Source organism: Streptomyces sp. NPDC002206, assembly GCF_053593595.1.
Genome location: NZ_JBSFCW010000021.1, coordinates 1 through 15,345, shown reverse-complemented (window position 1 = coordinate 15,345; position 15,345 = coordinate 1). Strand labels below are relative to the sequence as shown.

Annotated in this window: 11 protein-coding genes, 2 tRNA genes and 1 pseudogene; 4 read left to right on the top strand and 10 right to left on the bottom strand. The window is 68.3% G+C overall.

Going from position 1 to position 15,345, the window contains the following annotated elements; genetic code table 11:
• Positions 1-3: 3 nt before the first annotated feature.
• Positions 4-1,527 (bottom strand): bifunctional tetrahydrofolate synthase/dihydrofolate synthase, encoded by a 1,524-nt coding sequence (gene folC / locus ACWCP8_RS28865; RefSeq protein WP_352262146.1) that lies wholly within the window; start codon positions 1,525-1,527, stop codon positions 4-6.
• 130 nt (positions 1,528-1,657) lie between these two features.
• Positions 1,658-4,279 carry a valine--tRNA ligase gene (locus tag ACWCP8_RS28860; RefSeq protein WP_352262148.1) on the bottom strand — a complete coding sequence of 874 codons (2,622 nt, stop codon included), beginning with the start codon at positions 4,277-4,279 and terminating at the stop codon, positions 1,658-1,660.
• 138 nt (positions 4,280-4,417) lie between these two features.
• On the opposite strand from ACWCP8_RS28860, the gene ACWCP8_RS28855 reads away from it, so the two are divergent.
• Positions 4,418-5,452, top strand: a complete 1,035-nt coding sequence (locus ACWCP8_RS28855) for a hypothetical protein (protein WP_451119025.1) — start codon at positions 4,418-4,420, stop codon at positions 5,450-5,452.
• A 67-nt stretch (positions 5,453-5,519) separates the two neighbouring features.
• On the opposite strand, the gene clpX is transcribed toward ACWCP8_RS28855, so the two are convergent.
• The 5 genes from clpX to ACWCP8_RS28830 all read right to left on the bottom strand — a co-directional run bounded on the left by clpX (position 5,520) and on the right by ACWCP8_RS28830 (position 10,192).
• Positions 5,520-6,818, bottom strand: coding sequence for an ATP-dependent Clp protease ATP-binding subunit ClpX (gene clpX, locus ACWCP8_RS28850; RefSeq protein ID WP_352262152.1), 1,299 nt, complete (start codon positions 6,816-6,818; stop codon positions 5,520-5,522).
• 157 nt (positions 6,819-6,975) lie between these two features.
• The gene (locus ACWCP8_RS28845) at positions 6,976-7,659 is read right to left on the bottom strand and encodes an ATP-dependent Clp protease proteolytic subunit (RefSeq protein ID WP_030921266.1); all 684 of its coding nucleotides are present in this window, start codon (positions 7,657-7,659) and stop codon (positions 6,976-6,978) included.
• Between the two features lie 47 nt (positions 7,660-7,706).
• Positions 7,707-8,312 (bottom strand): ATP-dependent Clp protease proteolytic subunit, encoded by a 606-nt coding sequence (locus ACWCP8_RS28840; protein ID WP_267008104.1) that lies wholly within the window; start codon positions 8,310-8,312, stop codon positions 7,707-7,709.
• Positions 8,313-8,576: 264 nt separating this feature from the next.
• The gene (tig, locus tag ACWCP8_RS28835) at positions 8,577-9,965 is read right to left on the bottom strand and encodes a trigger factor (protein ID WP_451119023.1); all 1,389 of its coding nucleotides are present in this window, start codon (positions 9,963-9,965) and stop codon (positions 8,577-8,579) included.
• Positions 9,966-10,115: 150 nt separating this feature from the next.
• A tRNA-Pro gene (locus tag ACWCP8_RS28830) sits at positions 10,116-10,192 on the bottom strand.
• A gap of 160 nt (positions 10,193-10,352) precedes the next feature.
• On the opposite strand from ACWCP8_RS28830, the gene ACWCP8_RS28825 reads away from it, so the two are divergent.
• Positions 10,353-10,426, top strand: a tRNA-Gly gene (locus ACWCP8_RS28825).
• Between the two features lie 76 nt (positions 10,427-10,502).
• On the opposite strand, the gene ACWCP8_RS28820 is transcribed toward ACWCP8_RS28825, so the two are convergent.
• Positions 10,503-10,697, bottom strand: coding sequence for a hypothetical protein (locus ACWCP8_RS28820; protein ID WP_136325240.1), 195 nt, complete (start codon positions 10,695-10,697; stop codon positions 10,503-10,505).
• Between the two features lie 477 nt (positions 10,698-11,174).
• Here ACWCP8_RS28820 and ACWCP8_RS28815 point away from each other — a divergent pair, with 477 nt between their 5' ends.
• Entirely contained in the window at positions 11,175-12,329 is a 1,155-nt protein-coding gene (locus ACWCP8_RS28815) for an acyltransferase family protein (protein WP_451119020.1), read from the top strand.
• 5 nt (positions 12,330-12,334) lie between these two features.
• Here the strand turns inward: ACWCP8_RS28815 and ACWCP8_RS28810 are convergent.
• Positions 12,335-12,841: pseudogene (locus ACWCP8_RS28810) on the bottom strand (HD domain-containing protein).
• 101 nt (positions 12,842-12,942) lie between these two features.
• Entirely contained in the window at positions 12,943-14,088 is a 1,146-nt protein-coding gene (locus tag ACWCP8_RS28805) for a PP2C family protein-serine/threonine phosphatase (RefSeq protein ID WP_451119018.1), read from the bottom strand.
• 105 nt (positions 14,089-14,193) lie between these two features.
• On the opposite strand from ACWCP8_RS28805, the gene ACWCP8_RS28800 reads away from it, so the two are divergent.
• Positions 14,194-15,345, top strand: a 1,152-nt coding sequence (locus ACWCP8_RS28800) for a GNAT family N-acetyltransferase (protein ID WP_451119016.1), incomplete at its 3' end; no start/stop codon positions are given.

Here is a 15,345-nt window from a genome sequence, read left to right as displayed (position 1 = left end):
GGGTCAGTGCCTTCCCAGAAGCAGCCGGGCCTCGCCGACCGTGATCACGGAACCGGTGACGAGGACGCCTGCGCCCGCGTACTCGTTCTCCTCCTCGGCGAGGGTGATCGCCGCCTCCAGCGCATCGTCGAGGCGCGGTTCGACCTGGACGCGGTCACCGCCGAAGACCTCGACCGCGACGGCGGCCAGTGCGTCGGCGTTCATCGCGCGGCCGGTGGAGTTCTGTGTGATGACGACCTCGGCGAAGATCGGCTCGAAGGCTTCGAGGAGTCCCCGTACGTCCTTGTCGTCGCTGGCGCCGACTACGCCGATCAGCCGGGAGAACCCGAATGCCTCGGACAGCCCGTCGGCGGTGGCGCGGGCACCCGCCGGATTGTGGGCGGCGTCCAGGACCACGGTCGGGCTGCTCCGTACGACTTCGAGGCGGCCGGGCGAGCGCACCGAGGCGAAGGCCCGGCGGATCGTCTCGTGGTCCAGCGAGCCGGACTGCTCGGCACCGATGCCGAAGAACGCCTCGACCGCGGAGAGCGCCACCGCCGCGTTGTGCGCCTGGTGGGCGCCGTACAGCGGGAGGAAGATCCCCTCGTACTCGCCACCGAGGCCACGCAGTGTCAGCAGCTGTCCGCCGACCGCGATCTCGCGGGAGACGATGCCGAACTCCATGCCTTCGCGGGCGACCGTGGCGTCGACCTCAACGGCCTTCTTCAGCATCACCTGGGCGGCATCGACCGGCTGCTGAGCCAGGATGACCGTGGCGCCCTGCTTGATGACTCCGGCCTTCTCCCCGGCGATCTCGGCGGGCGTGCCGCCGAGCCGGTCGGTGTGGTCCAGCGAGATGGGGGTGACGACGGCGACGGAGCCGTCGATCACGTTCGTCGCGTCCCAGCTGCCGCCCATACCGACCTCGACGACCGCGACATCGACCGGTGCGTCGGCGAAGGCCGCGTACGCCATGCCGGTCAGCACCTCGAAGAAGGAGAGCCGGTACGGCTGCTGGGCGTCGACCATCTCGACGTACGGCTTGATGTCCTGGTACGTCTCGATGAACCGCTCGGGGTCCATCGGTGAGCCGTCCAGGCTGATCCGCTCGGTGATCGACTGGACGTGCGGCGAGGTGTAGCGGCCGGTGCGCAGGTCGAAGGCGCCGAGCAGCGCCTCGATCATGCGGGCCGTGCTCGTCTTGCCGTTGGTGCCGGTGATGTGGATCGAGGGGTACGCGCGCTGCGGCTCACCGAGCACGTCCATCAGTGCGGCGATGCGCGCCACCGAGGGTTCGAGTTTGGTCTCGCCCCAGCGGTCGGCGAGCTCCTGCTCCACCGCGCGCAGCGCCTTGTCCACCTCCGGGTCGGCGGGGCGGGCGGGGACCTCGTCGCCCGGCACCGGTCCCGAGGCGGTGCGCAGGGTGCGGCTGCCGGCCTCGATCACCGCCAGGTCGGGGTCGCGTTGGGTCGCTTCGTCGACGATCTCCGCGAAGGTGTCGTCGGACTGGGACGCGTCGTGCCGGTCGGAAGGGCGGGGCTCACTCACGGGGCCCAGTCTACGGACCGGGACGGACATCCGGCGCAGCGCCCGGGCAATGGGCACGAATGGGCGCCCGTACGGCGAAGCCCCCGTGCCCCTGGTCGGTCAGGGGCACGGGGGCTTCGCACTCAGGTCATCAGCTCTGCGGCAGGTTCGCCAGCTGAGCGGTGATCCGTGCGATGTCCGCATCGGCCTTGGCGAGCCGGGTACGGATCTTGTCGACCACGTTGTCCGGGGCCTTGGCCAGGAACGCCTCGTTGCCGAGCTTCGCGTTGGCCTGGGCCTTCTCCTTCTCGGCGGCGCCCAGGTCCTTCGTCAGGCGCTTGCGCTCGGCCTCCACGTCGATGGTGCCGGACAGGTCGAGGGCGACGGTGGCCCCCGCGACCGGCAGCGACGCGGTGGCGTGGAATCCGTCGCCGGCGGGCTGCAGGCGCAGCAGCTGGCGGATGGCCGCCTCGTGCGGGGCAAGCGCCGTGCCGGTCAGGGTGAGCTCGGCCGGGACCTTCTGGCCGGGCTGCAGGCCCTGGTCGGAGCGGAACCGGCGGACCTCGGTGACGACCTGCTGGACGAGCTCGATCTCCTGTTCGGCGGCCTCGTCACGGAAGCCGGAGTCCTTCGGCCAGTCGGCGGTGACCAGGGTCTCCTTGCCGGTCAGCGTGGTCCACAGCGTCTCGGTGACGAACGGGACGATCGGGTGCAGCAGCCGCAGCATCACGTCGAGGACCTCACCGAGGACCCGGCCGGAGACCTTGGCCTGCTCGCCGCCGGCGAAGAACGTGGTCTTCGACAGCTCGACGTACCAGTCGAAGACCTCGTCCCACGCGAAGTGGAAGAGCGCCTCGCTGAGCTTGGAGAACTGGAAATCGTCATAGAACGCGTCGACTTCGGCGACGGTCTTGTTGAGCTTCGACAGGATCCAGCGGTCCGTCGCGGACATCTGCGACGGGTCGGGCAGCTCGCCCTCGATCGTGGCGCCGTTCATCAGCGCGAAGCGCGTGGCGTTCCAGATCTTGTTGGCGAAGTTGCGCGAACCCTGGACCCAGTCCTCGCCGATCGGGACGTCGACACCCGGGTTGGCGCCGCGCGCCAGGGTGAAGCGCAGCGCGTCGGAGCCGTACTTGTCCATCCAGTCCAGCGGGTTGACCGCATTGCCGAAGGACTTGGACATCTTCTTGCCGAACTGGTCGCGGACCATGCCGTGCAGGGCGATGGTGTGGAAAGGCGGGGTGCCGTCCATCGCGTACAGGCCGAACATCATCATCCGGGCGACCCAGAAGAAGAGGATGTCGTAGCCGGTGACCAGGACGGAGTTCGGGTAGAACTTCGCCAGGCTCTCGGTCTGCTCCGGCCAGCCGAGCGTCGAGAACGGCCACAGGCCGGAGGAGAACCAGGTGTCGAGGACATCTGTCTCCTGCGTCCAGCCCTCGCCGCTCGGCGGCTGCTCATCGGGGCCGACGCAGACGATCTCCCCGTTCGGGCCGTACCAGACGGGGATGCGGTGGCCCCACCACAGCTGACGCGAGATGCACCAGTCATGGAGGTTGTCGACCCAGTCGAAGTATCGCTTCTCCATCTCCTGCGGGTGGATCTTGACCCGGCCGTCGCGGACCGCGTCGCCCGCCGCCTTGGCCAGCGGGCCGACCTTGACCCACCACTGCATGGACAGCCGCGGCTCGATCGTCGTCTTGCAGCGCGAGCAGTGGCCGACGGAGTGGACGTACGGACGCTTCTCGGCGACGATCCGGCCCTCGGCGCGCAGAGCGCCGACGATGGCGCTGCGCGCCTCCAGCCGGTCCAGGCCCTGGAAGGGACCGTGCGCCGTGATGATCGCGTGCTCGTCCATGACGGCGAGGCTCGGCAGACCGTGCCGCTGGCCGATCTCGAAGTCGTTCGGGTCGTGCGCGGGCGTGACCTTGACGGCGCCCGTGCCGAACTCGGGGTCGACGTGCTCGTCGGCGACGACCGGGATACGGCGGCCGGTGAGCGGCAGCTCGATCTCCTTGCCGACCAGGTGCCTGTAGCGGTCGTCCTCCGGGTGGACGGCCACGGCCGTGTCGCCCAGCATCGTCTCGGCACGGGTCGTCGCGACGACGATGGAGTCGTCGCCCTCGCCGTACCGGATGGAGACGAGCTCGCCGTCGTCGTCCTGGTACTCGACCTCGATGTCCGAGATGGCCGTGAGACAGCGCGGACACCAGTTGATGATGCGCTCGGCCCGGTAGATCAGCTCGTCGTCGTAGAGCTTCTTGAAGATGGTCTGGACGGCCTGGGACAGACCCTCGTCCATGGTGAAGCGCTCACGCGACCAGGCGACACCGTCACCCAGGCGCTTCATCTGCCCGGAGATCTGTCCGCCGGACTCGCCCTTCCACTGCCAGACGCGGTCGATGAAGGCCTCGCGCCCCAGGTCGTGGCGGGACTTGCCCTCCTTGGCAAGCTCACGTTCGACAACGTTCTGCGTGGCGATACCGGCGTGGTCCATGCCGGGCTGCCACAGCGTCTCGTAGCCCTGCATCCGCTTGCGGCGGGTGAGGGCGTCGATCAGCGTGTGCTCGAAGGCGTGCCCCAGGTGGAGGCTGCCCGTGACGTTCGGCGGCGGGATGACGACGGTGAACGGAGGCTTGTCGCTTGTCGCGTCGGCCTCGAAGTAACCACGTTCTACCCAGCGCTCATACAGCTTCCCCTCTACCTCGGCCGGTGCGTACTGGGTCGGCAGTTCGGGGTTGCTGGCTGGCGTCTGCTGAGTGTTCTCGGTCACGGGGGACAGTTTAGGGCCGTCACAGTCGTGCACTGAAACCGGTTTGTTGAGTAACGGTGTGGCTCCTGCCGCCCCATGTCAGTGGGGCTTCCGACAGGATGTTCGGAACGCATAGGCATTCTGGAGGGGACAGCGCAGATGAGCTACAACCAGCCGGGCCCGTACGGGGGCCAGCCGCCGCAGGGCCAGCCCGGACCGTACGGGGGCCAGCCGCCGCAGGGTCAGCCCGGCCCGTACGGCCAGCAGCCGGGCCCGTACGGCCAGCAGCCGGGCCCGTACGGCGGTCAGCCGCCGCAGGGCGGCCAGCCGGGGTACGGGTATCCGCAGCAGGCCCCCCAGGGTGTTCCTCAGCAGCCCCAGCCGGGCTACGGCTACCCGCAGGCCCAGCAGCCGGGCCCGTACGGCCAGCAGCCCCAGGCCCCGTACGGCCAGGCTCCCTACGGCGGCCAGGTCCCGATGCCGCCGGCTCCGCCGAAGAAGAAGACGGGCCTGATCATCGGTGTCGTCGTGCTCGCGCTGGTGGTCATAGCGGGCGGGGCGTACTTCCTGACGTCGGGCGGGGGCGCGAGCAACAGCGATGTCGCGGACTCCACCAAGGGCTACAAGCTGACGCCGGCTGCGACGCTGGACGGCTACAAGAAGTCCGCGAGCGATTCGGCGCCGTCGGGGCCGATGACCGGCACCGACAAGTCCAAGACCGAGGCCTTGGGCATCAAGAACCCCCAACAGGCAGGTGCCTCCTACCAGGCCGGTTCCACGGACAATCCGCTCGCCGTCAAGACCGTGACCCTTTCCGGTATCTGGGGCGATGTCACCGACCCGGCGAAGGTCATCGACAACTCCTTCAACAACGCGGAGTCGGAGCTCACGAAGGGCGCCACGGGGATGGAGGTCAATCTCATCGGCAGCCCCGAGGTCGTCACTCCGGCCGGATTCGACGGCGCGCTGATGAAGTGCCAGAGCATGAAGGTGATCAACAAGGAGGGCGACGGCACCGCCGCCAAGGGCCCCAAGGAGTTCGAGGTCCCGGTCTGCGTCTGGGCCGACTACAGCACGGTCGGCACCGTCCTCGGCGTCGACGTGGCACTCTCCATGACCGGCAAGGGCATGCCCCAGGACGACGTGGCCGCCCTGACCGCCAAGCTCTACAACACGTCCCGCACCAAGATCTGATCGAGCAGTACGTGCAGGGGCGCCCGGCCGACCGGCCGGGCGCCCCTTCACGTACGTGTCGCTGCCGCTACGCGGACTTCTCGTGCCGTCCGCCGTCGTTCTTGCCGATCGTGCGCGGCTCGCGCGGGACCAGCGTCGGGTTGACGTTGTTGCGGACCACGTCCGCCGTGATGACGACGCGGGCGACGTCCTTGCGGGACGGCACCTCGTACATCACGGACTGCAGAACTTCCTCCATGATGGCCCGAAGACCACGCGCGCCGGTGCCGCGCAGGATCGCCTGGTCGGCGATGGCCTCCAGCGCCGGGCGGTCGAAGTCCAGCTCCACACCGTCGAGTTCGAACAGCCGCTGGTACTGCTTCACCAGTGCGTTGCGCGGCTCGACGAGGATCTGCAGCAGCGCCTCGCGGTCCAGGTTGTGGACCGAGGTCAGCACGGGGAGGCGGCCGATGAACTCGGGAATCATCCCGAACTTCACCAGGTCCTCCGGCATGACCTCCTGGAACTGGTCGCTCGCCTCGATCTCGCGCTTGGAGCGGATCGTCGCGCCGAAGCCGATGCCCTTGGCGCCCGCCCGGGACTCGATGATCCTCTCCAGGCCGGAGAAGGCACCGCCCACGATGAACAGCACGTTCGTCGTGTCGATCTGGATGAACTCCTGGTGCGGGTGCTTCCGGCCGCCCTGCGGCGGTACGGAGGCGGTGGTGCCCTCCAGGATCTTCAGCAGGGCCTGCTGGACGCCCTCGCCGGAGACATCACGGGTGATCGACGGGTTCTCGCTCTTGCGGGCGACCTTGTCGATCTCGTCGATGTAGATGATCCCGGTCTCGGCCTTCTTGACGTCGTAGTCCGCGGCCTGGATCAGCTTCAGCAGAATGTTCTCGACGTCCTCGCCGACATAGCCGGCCTCCGTCAGCGCCGTCGCGTCGGCGATGGCGAACGGAACGTTGAGCATGCGGGCCAGCGTCTGCGCGAGGAGCGTCTTGCCGGAGCCCGTGGGACCCAGCAGCAGGATGTTGGACTTGGCCAGCTCGATGGCGTCGTCCCGGCCCTGCGCGCCGGCGTTCTCGCCCGCCTGGACCCGCTTGTAGTGGTTGTACACAGCGACCGAGAGGGCCTTCTTCGCGGGCTCCTGACCGACGACGTACCCCTCGAGGAACTCGTAGATCTCGCGCGGCTTGGGAAGTTCCTCCCACCGCACCTCGGAGGTCTCCGCGAGCTCCTCCTCGATGATCTCGTTGCAGAGATCGATGCACTCGTCGCAGATGTACACACCGGGTCCCGCAATGAGCTTCTTCACCTGCTTCTGGCTCTTTCCGCAGAACGAGCACTTGAGCAGGTCGCCGCCATCACCGATGCGTGCCACGAGGTGCTTCCCCTTCGCCTGGGAGCAGCTTGGTGCAGCGGCTCCTGGTGCCTCTATCCGACGGTACCTTGCCTGGCCCCCCGTTCGGGCCCCCCTTGGCACGGTTCACGCGGTCACGACCGTGTGAACCGACCGCGCCAAGGGGTAAAGACCGACGTCAGGCCATCGCTCCGGCCGCGCTCTTGCGGGTGGAGACGATCTGGTCGACGAGACCGTAGGCGAGGGCGTCCTCGGCGGTCAGGATCTTGTCGCGCTCGATGTCGTCGCGGATCTTCTCCAGCGGCGTGGTGGAGTGCTTGGCCAGCATCTCCTCCAGCTGGGTACGCATCCGCAGGATCTCGTTGGCCGCGATCTCCAGGTCGGAGAGCTGCTCACGGCCCGTCTGCGAGGACGGCTGGTGGATCAGCACACGGGCGTTGGGCAGTGCCATGCGCTTGCCGGGCGTACCGGCGGCGAGCAGCACGGCCGCGGCGGAGGCCGCCTGGCCCATGCAGACCGTCTGGATGTCCGGCTTCACGAACTGCATCGTGTCGTAGATCGCGGTGAGCGCCGTGAACGAGCCGCCGGGGCTGTTGATGTAGATCGAGATGTCGCGGTCCGGGTCCATCGACTCCAGGCACAGCAGCTGCGCCATGACGTCGTTGGCGGAGGCGTCGTCGATTTGGACGCCGAGGAAGATCACGCGCTCCTCGAAGAGCTTCGCGTACGGGTCGTACTCACGCACACCCTGCGAGGTGCGCTCCACGAAGCGCGGCACGATGTAGCGGTTGTCCACCTGCGGGCCGGTGTAGAGACCGCTCGCGGAGGCGCCGGGGAAGTTGTTCATGTGGGTGTTCACCATCCTGGTGGCGTTCTGGGGGCTGGGGCTGCGGGCTGGGCGGACAGGGCTCAGGCCCCGGTGCCGCCGCCGCCCGGAACGCCCGAGGCGATCGTGATGATCTCGTCGATGAGGCCGTACTCCTTGGCCTCCTCCGCGGTGTACCAGCGGTCGCGGTCACCGTCGCGAATGATCGTCTCCACGGTCTGGCCGGAGTGGCGGGCTGTGATCTCCGCCATCCGCTGCTTCGTGCGGAGCAGGTACTGCGCCTGGATCTTGATGTCCGACGCGGTACCACCGATGCCGGCCGAACCCTGGTGCATGAGGATGTCGGTGTTCGGGAGCGCGAAGCGCTTGCCCGCGGTGCCACCGGTCAGCAGGAACTGGCCCATCGAGGCCGCCATGCCCATACCGATGGTGACCACGTCGTTCGGGATGTACTGCATGGTGTCGTAGACCGCCATGCCGGCCGTCACCGAGCCACCGGGGCTGTTGATGTAGAGGTAGATGTCCTTGTCCGGCTCCGCGGCAAGGAGAAGCAGCTGCGCCGTGATCTTGTTGGCGATGTCATCGTCGACCTGCTGACCGAGGAAGATGATGCGCTCGCCGAGCAGTCGGCTGTAGACCTGGTCGCCGAGGCCACCACCGAGGGACGGCTCTCCGGCGGCGTAAGGCATCAGATTCGTCACGTATCCACCTGCTCGTCTCTGACGGCTCCGGCCGTCTCAGCGTCTTCGTACCGGGCGGGCGGGGACTCCCCCACCCTTCCTATTCATGGACCCTAACGCGCAGGTAGGACAACGCCATCCCGCTTCCGCAACTGTTCGCTGGGAGCGCAAGCTGAGCAGTGCGCACAAGGGTTGTGGGGGTCGGCCACCGATACGACGACGGGCTCCGGACGCTGAGCGTCCGGAGCCCGTCGTACGGGTTCAGCGCGAGGCTCAGGCCTCGGTCTTCTCCTCGGCGGCGGCCTCGGTGTGACCCTCGGCGGCCTCGACCGTCTCGATGGCCTCTTCCTCGTCGTCCTCGAGCTCGACGAGCTCACCGTTGGTGTCGACGACCTTGGCGGCCTCGACGACCACGGCGAGCGCCTTGCCGCGGGCGACCTCGCCCACGAGCATCGGGACCTGGCCGCCCTCGACGACGGCCTGGGCGAACTGGTCGGGGCTCATGCCGGAGGAAGCAGCGCGCCGCATGAGGTGCTCGGTGAGCTCCTCCTGGTTGACGCTCAGCTTCTCCTTGTTGACGAGCTCGTCCAGGATGAACTGGGTCTTGATGCCCTTGATCGCCTGCTCGGAGGTCTCGGCCTCGAACTCCTCGACCGTCTTGCCCTGGATCTCCAGGTACTTCTCGAGGGTCAGACCCATCTGACCGAGCTGGTGGTGCTCGAGGTTGTGCTTGCGGGTCTGGACCTCGTCCGCGAGCAGCTTCTCGGGGATCGGGACCTCGGCCAGCTTCAGCAGCTCGTCGAGAACGCGCTCCTGGGCCTGGGTGGCCTGGTCGTACTGCTTGGTGTTCTCGAGGCGCGTGCGGCTGTCCGCCTTCAGCTCGTCGAGGGTGTCGAACTCGCTCGCCATCTGGGCGAACTCGTCGTCCAGCTCGGGGAGCTCACGGGCGGCGACGGCGGTGACCTTGACAGTGACCTCGGCCTCCTTGCCCTCGGCCGAGCCACCCTTCAGCTCGGAGGTGAAGGTGGCCTCGCCACCCGCCTCCAGGCCGGTGACGGCCGCGTCGATGCCGTCGAGAAGCTCGCCGGAACCGATGGTGTACGAGACACCCTCGGCCACGCCGTCCTCCAGGACCTCGCCGTCGACCTTGGCCTGCAGGTCGATCGTGACGACGTCGCCCTCTGCGGCGGCGCGCTCGACCGGGTTGGTGGAGGCGAAGCGGTCACGGAGCTGTTCCACGGCCTTCTCGACGTCCTCGTCGCTGACCTCGAGGGCGTCCACGGTGACCTCGATGCCGGAGTAGTCCGGGATCTCGATCGCGGGGCGCACGTCGACCTCGGCGGTGAAGGCCAGCAGCTCGCCGTCCTTCAGCTCGGTGATGTCGACCTCGGGCTGGCCCAGAACGTTGAGCTCACCCTCGTTGACAGCCTCGGTGTAGAACTTCGGGAGGGCGTCGTTGACGGCCTCCTCCAGCACAGCACCACGGCCGAACCGCTGGTCGATGACGCGGTTGGGGATCTTGCCCTTACGGAAGCCCTTCACCGTGACCTGCTGGTTGATCTTCTTGTACGCCGCGTCGAGGCTGTCCTTGAGCTCCTCGAAGGGCACCTCGATGCTGAGCCGAACCCGAGTCGGGTTCAGGGTCTCCACGGCGCTCTTCACGGTTCGGTCTCCTTGGTGGCTGACTTCTTGGGGTTCTGCTCGGCCACCGGACAGCGGCTCCGCGGATCGAGCCCGGTACATCAGACACACGGGCACGCAATTTGCATAGTAACGGCAAGGGGGATGACTCCCACAATGCGATCTTGCATGTGGTCGGGGTGGCCGGATTCGAACCGACGACCTTCCGCTCCCAAAGCGGACGCGCTACCAAGCTGCGCCACACCCCGTCGGTGCGACACGTAGGGTACATGCAGACCGGCAGTACACAGACCGCTTTACCGGGGCGGCGTGGATTGCGGCACCCGGTGCCGCGATGAGGTGTGCGGACAACGTCCGCGACCCGCTACGATGCTGCTCGTGCCGCGGTCTCGAGGACCTGCGGCGCCTGCGGGCGTAGCTCAATGGTAGAGCCCTAGTCTTCCAAACTAGCTACGCGGGTTCGATTCCCGTCGCCCGCTCCATGCGTGGGCCCGGTTCGGCGATTTGCTCGCCGGACCGGGCCTTCTGCGTTCCGCCTCCCGCCTTCTGCGGTGCGGATCAGAAGCTGATCTGGTTGATGGTCTCCGCTATCGAGTTCATGAACCTGTTGATCGACGGCGCCATGCCGGTCGATGCCAGGAAGAAGCCGAAGAGCACCGCGACGATCGCGGGTCCGGCCTTGATGGAGCCGCCTCGGATCAGGACCACCAGGATGATCGCCAACAGAAGCACCACAGACAGTGAGATGGCCACGACTGATCACACCCTTGGTCGGTCCGCCTTGCCGGCCCGGAAGCGTGCGGCTGAGCACTCCTCCGTTGCGTCCATCGTGCCACCAACTCCCCTGTGGTTGCTGCCAGGTGACGAATCGAACTGTCGGGATCACGCCATCCTCACACTCCGCGCGCGCGGGGGCGGACAGGCCCGTCGACCCGCCCTTCCGGGCTCCGCCCGGGAGGCGGCCTGCAGCACGGGGCGGCCGGCGGGCGCCGATCAAAAAACCGGGACTGCGATCGTTTCCATATCCACACAGGTTGTTCACACGCGTTTCGCCACCCCAGATGCGATGAAATTCACTCCGCTCAACCGCCTGGCGATATGCACCATTTAAGGAGGATCAATCGGGCGATAGGGGGCGGTTTTCGGTAGTTTCACTTTCCATTGGGCGGGAACACGCAATATCTGCTGGCAGTTTTACGAATTCCAATCGAGGCGTCTAAGGTGCTTTAGATGTTCCACGCTCCGAACACATTTCAGAGGGCCCCGCTCCCCCCAGAGCCCCGGGAGTCGGAGCCCAGACGCCAGGGCGGCACGACCATCACCGCGAGGCCCCCCGCACCCGTGGTGAACCAGCCCTCGGCGGTCGCGCCGACGAAGCGGCGTGACGCCTACTTCGACAACGCCAAATATCTGGCGATCGTGCTGGTCGCCGTGGCGCACGCGTGGGTGCCGGTGATGGACGGGAGCCGGACCGCCCGTGCGCTGTACATGGTTGCCTACACGTTTCACATGCCGGCTTTCATCATCATCTCCGGCTATTTCTCACGCTCGTTCGATATGAGCGCCAAGAAGATGAAGCGCCTGGTCACCGGCGTCGCCGTGCCCTATGTGGTGTTCGAGACGGCGTACTCGCTCTTCAAGCGGTACGCGGACGACTCGCCGGATCATCCGATCAGCCTGATCGACCCCTGGTTCCTCACCTGGTTCCTGGCCGCGCTGTTCATCTGGCGGCTCACCACGCCCGTCTGGCAGGCGCTGCGTCACCCGCTGCCGGTCGCGCTCGTCATTGCCGTGCTCGCGTCATTCTCCCCCACGATCGGCGACGATCTCGACCTCCAGCGGGTCCTGCAGTTCCTGCCGTTCTTCGTGCTCGGGCTCCAACTGAAGCCCGAGCATTTTCAGTTGGTGCGCCGGCGTGAGGTGCGGCTGCTGTCGCTGCCGCTGTTCGCCGGGGCCACCCTGTTCGCGTACTGGGCGGCGCCGCGAATGCAACTGGGCTGGTTCTACCGCAGCAACAGCGCGCCTGAGATGGGCGCCCCGTGGTGGTCGGGTGCGGTGATGACGCTGATGATGTTCGGCTGCGCGTTGCTGCTCACCATCGGGTTCCTGGCATGGGTGCCGCGTCGCCACATGTGGTTCACCGTGCTGGGCGCCGGGACGATCTGCGGCTATCTGCTGCACGGTTTCCTGGTCAAGGGTGCCGGCTACGTCGGCTTGTTCGACCGGTACGAGTGGCTGGCCTCGCCGGGCGGGCTGGTCCTCGTCTCGCTGGTCGCGGCCTGCGCGGTGACGCTGATGTGTACGCCGCCGGTGCGACGGGCGCTGCGTTTCGTGACCGAGCCGGACATGGACTGGGCGTTCCGGCGGGACGCCGCCAGGCTCTGAGTGGATCAGTCCTCCGTGGTGTTGGCCGGATCCAACTGTTCGGTGGACGAATCGCCGGCGCTGAGTCCGAGCAGCGCGCGTACCTGCGCATATTTCGCGGTCAGCCGGGTACGTGTCGCCGGGTCCAGGACCGCGAGGCGGGCCGGGTCGGCGTTGTGGGCAAGGTCGGATTCCTTGATCAGCAGGGCACCCGGGGTGGCGAGGATGCGCCGGGTGTACGCAGCCAGGTCCTCCCCGTCCCGTTTGGTGACGGCGAGGACCATGTCCTTGACCTGCTGCGGCAGCTCGGCGGCCGCCAGCCACTCGGCGGACAGAGCGTCGTCCTCGACGGCGTCGTGCAGCCAGGCGGCGGCGATCTGGTCGACGCTGCCGCCCCTGGCCCGTACACCGTCCGCGACGGCGGCGAGGTGTTCGGCTTACGGGCGTCCCGCCTTGTCCTGCCGGCCGGCGTGCGCGCTGCGGGCGATCGCCTCGACTTCGGTCAGGGTCAGGGGTGTGCGTGGCGTGGGCATGGGACGACTCTACGGACGGGCGGTCGTCCGGCGCAGGGCCACGTGGACGGGCGTCGTCATCACGGCCGGGCGCAGAGTGCCCGGTCCTGGCTCCGTACGGCTCAGGACCGGCGGGACAGCAGCAGCAGCGCCCGGTCGTCGTTGACGTCCTTCGCGCACGCCTCGATCAGATGCCAGGCCGCGCCGTCGAAGCCGGTGACGACATGGCGGTCGGCCTCGCCGGTCAGCCGGTCCATGCCCTCCGTGATGTCCCGGTCGGACGCCTCCACCAGGCCGTCCGTGAAGAGCATCAGCACATCGCCGGGGGCCAGTGAGCCCTTCACCGCGTCGAACTGTGCCCCGTCGTACACCCCGAGCAGCGGGCCCTCCGCAGCCTTCTCCTCCCACCGGCCGCTGCCCGCGTGCAATTGCAGGGCCGGCGGGTGGCCCGCGGAGAGGAGCTCGTAGTCGCCCGATTCGAGGTCCAGCACCAGATGGATGGAGGTGGCGAAGCCCTCGTCCCAGTCCTGGCGCAGCAGATAGGCGTTGGCCGCGGGCAGGAAGCCGTGCGGGGGCAGCGAGCCGAGCAGGCCACCGAACGCGCCGGACAGCAGCAGGGCGCGGGATCCCGCGTCCATGCCCTTGCCGGAGACATCGGTGAGTACGGCCTCCAGGGTGCGGCCGCCGTTGGTGCGGGCCGCGACGACGAAGTCGCCGGAGAACGACTGGCCGCCCGCCGGGCGGAGCGCCATCTCGCGGTGCCAGCCCTGCGGCAGCCGCGGCAGGGCGCTCTGCACCCGGATGCGTTCGCGCAGGTCGAAGAGCATGGTGCCGCCGCGCCGCCACGGCACGCCGACCCTGGCCCGGAACTGGGCGAGGATCAGGCCGAAGAAACCGCAGGCCGCGACCACCAGGACGGTGCCCGGGGTCACCCGGGCCGGCCCCTCCGAGTAGGGGCCGAGCGCGATCGACTCCACGATCAGGGCCACGGCGGCGGTCGCGTACAGCCCCAGCAGGCTGGCCGGCCGCAGCAGCAGACCGCCCGCGACGATCGGCAGGACGAGCGCGGCCGGTGCGCACCACACGGCGTTCAGCAGCGTGCCGCAGGTGATGGCCGGGATGGTCAGCAGCAGGCCGACCAGGGCGATCCAGTCGGAGCCGTCGCCGCGGAAGTAGTCGACGCCGGATTTGCGCAGCGCTATGCGCGCCCGGTGCACCGATTTCTGCAATCGGGCCGGGTACGAGTCTGCTCCTGCGCGACGGGCCATTGCGGGGACCTTATCCACACGAGCGCCTCAGGTGCAGGGGGACCCCTGTGACAATGCGTTCGAAAACGGGTCGCCCGTCTGCCCTACCCCTGGTAGGCATGGCATATGACTACTGAGCTGCGGGTGTTGCGTCCGTCCGAATGGAACGAATGGTTCGGGAGCCTGGAGCTCGCGTTCGGCGGTGTCGCCGACTCTCCTGAGGAGCGCGAGCTCTGGGAGGAGCTGACCGAGCACGAGCGGTCGATCGGCATCTGGGACGGTCCGGACGTGGTCGGTACGGCGGGGGCCTTCAGCTTCCGACTGACCGTGCCCGGCGGGGCGCTGGTGCCCGCAGCCGGCGTGACGATGGTCGGTGTAGCGGCCACACACCGCAGGCGCGGACTGCTGACCTCGATGATGCGGCGTCAGCTCGACGACGTGCGGGCGCTGGGTGAACCCCTCGCCGTGCTGACGGCCTCGGAGCCCGCGATCTACGGCCGGTTCGGGTACGGGGCGGCCACGAAGCAGATGTCCCTGGGGATCGACACGGACCGGGTGCGGCTGGCGGTGCCGGACGGCACGGACGAGGTCCGCCTGCGGTACGCCAGGCCGGACGAGGCGACCGCCGCGTGCGAGGGCGTGTACGAGCAGCTGGTGGCGGGGCGGCCGGGGACGCCGGCGCACGGTCCCGGCTGGGAGCGGAGGGCGCTGATCGACCCGGCGAGCGCGCGGCAGGGGGCGTCGCCGCTGCAGTGCCTGCTGGCGGAGCGGGCGGGTGAGGTCGTCGGGTACTCGACGTACCGCATCAAGCCGGACTGGGACGCGGCGGGCCCCAAGGGCCGGATCGCCGTGGACGACCTGTCGGCGCTGGACCCGGCGGCGTACGCGGCGCTGTGGCGGTTCCTCTTCGAGATCGACCTGACGTCGACGGTCGAGGCGCGGAACCGGCCGGTCGACGATGCGGTTCTGCATCTCGTCTCGGACGTGCGCCGGTGCAACATCAAGCTGCGCGACTCGCTGTACGTACGGCTGGTGGAGCTGGGCGCGGCGCTGGAGGCGCGGGCGTACCGGGCGGCGGTGGACGTGGTGTTCGAGGTCGAGGACGCGTTCTGCCCGTGGAACGCGGGGCGTTGGCGGCTCACGGCCGACGCGAAGGGGGGCGCGTCGTGCAAGCGGACGGATGATCCGGCGGATCTGGCGCTTTCCGTACGGGAGCTGGGATCGGTGTACCTGGGCGGCGAATCGCTGGTCTCACTGGCACGGGCCGGGCGGGTACAG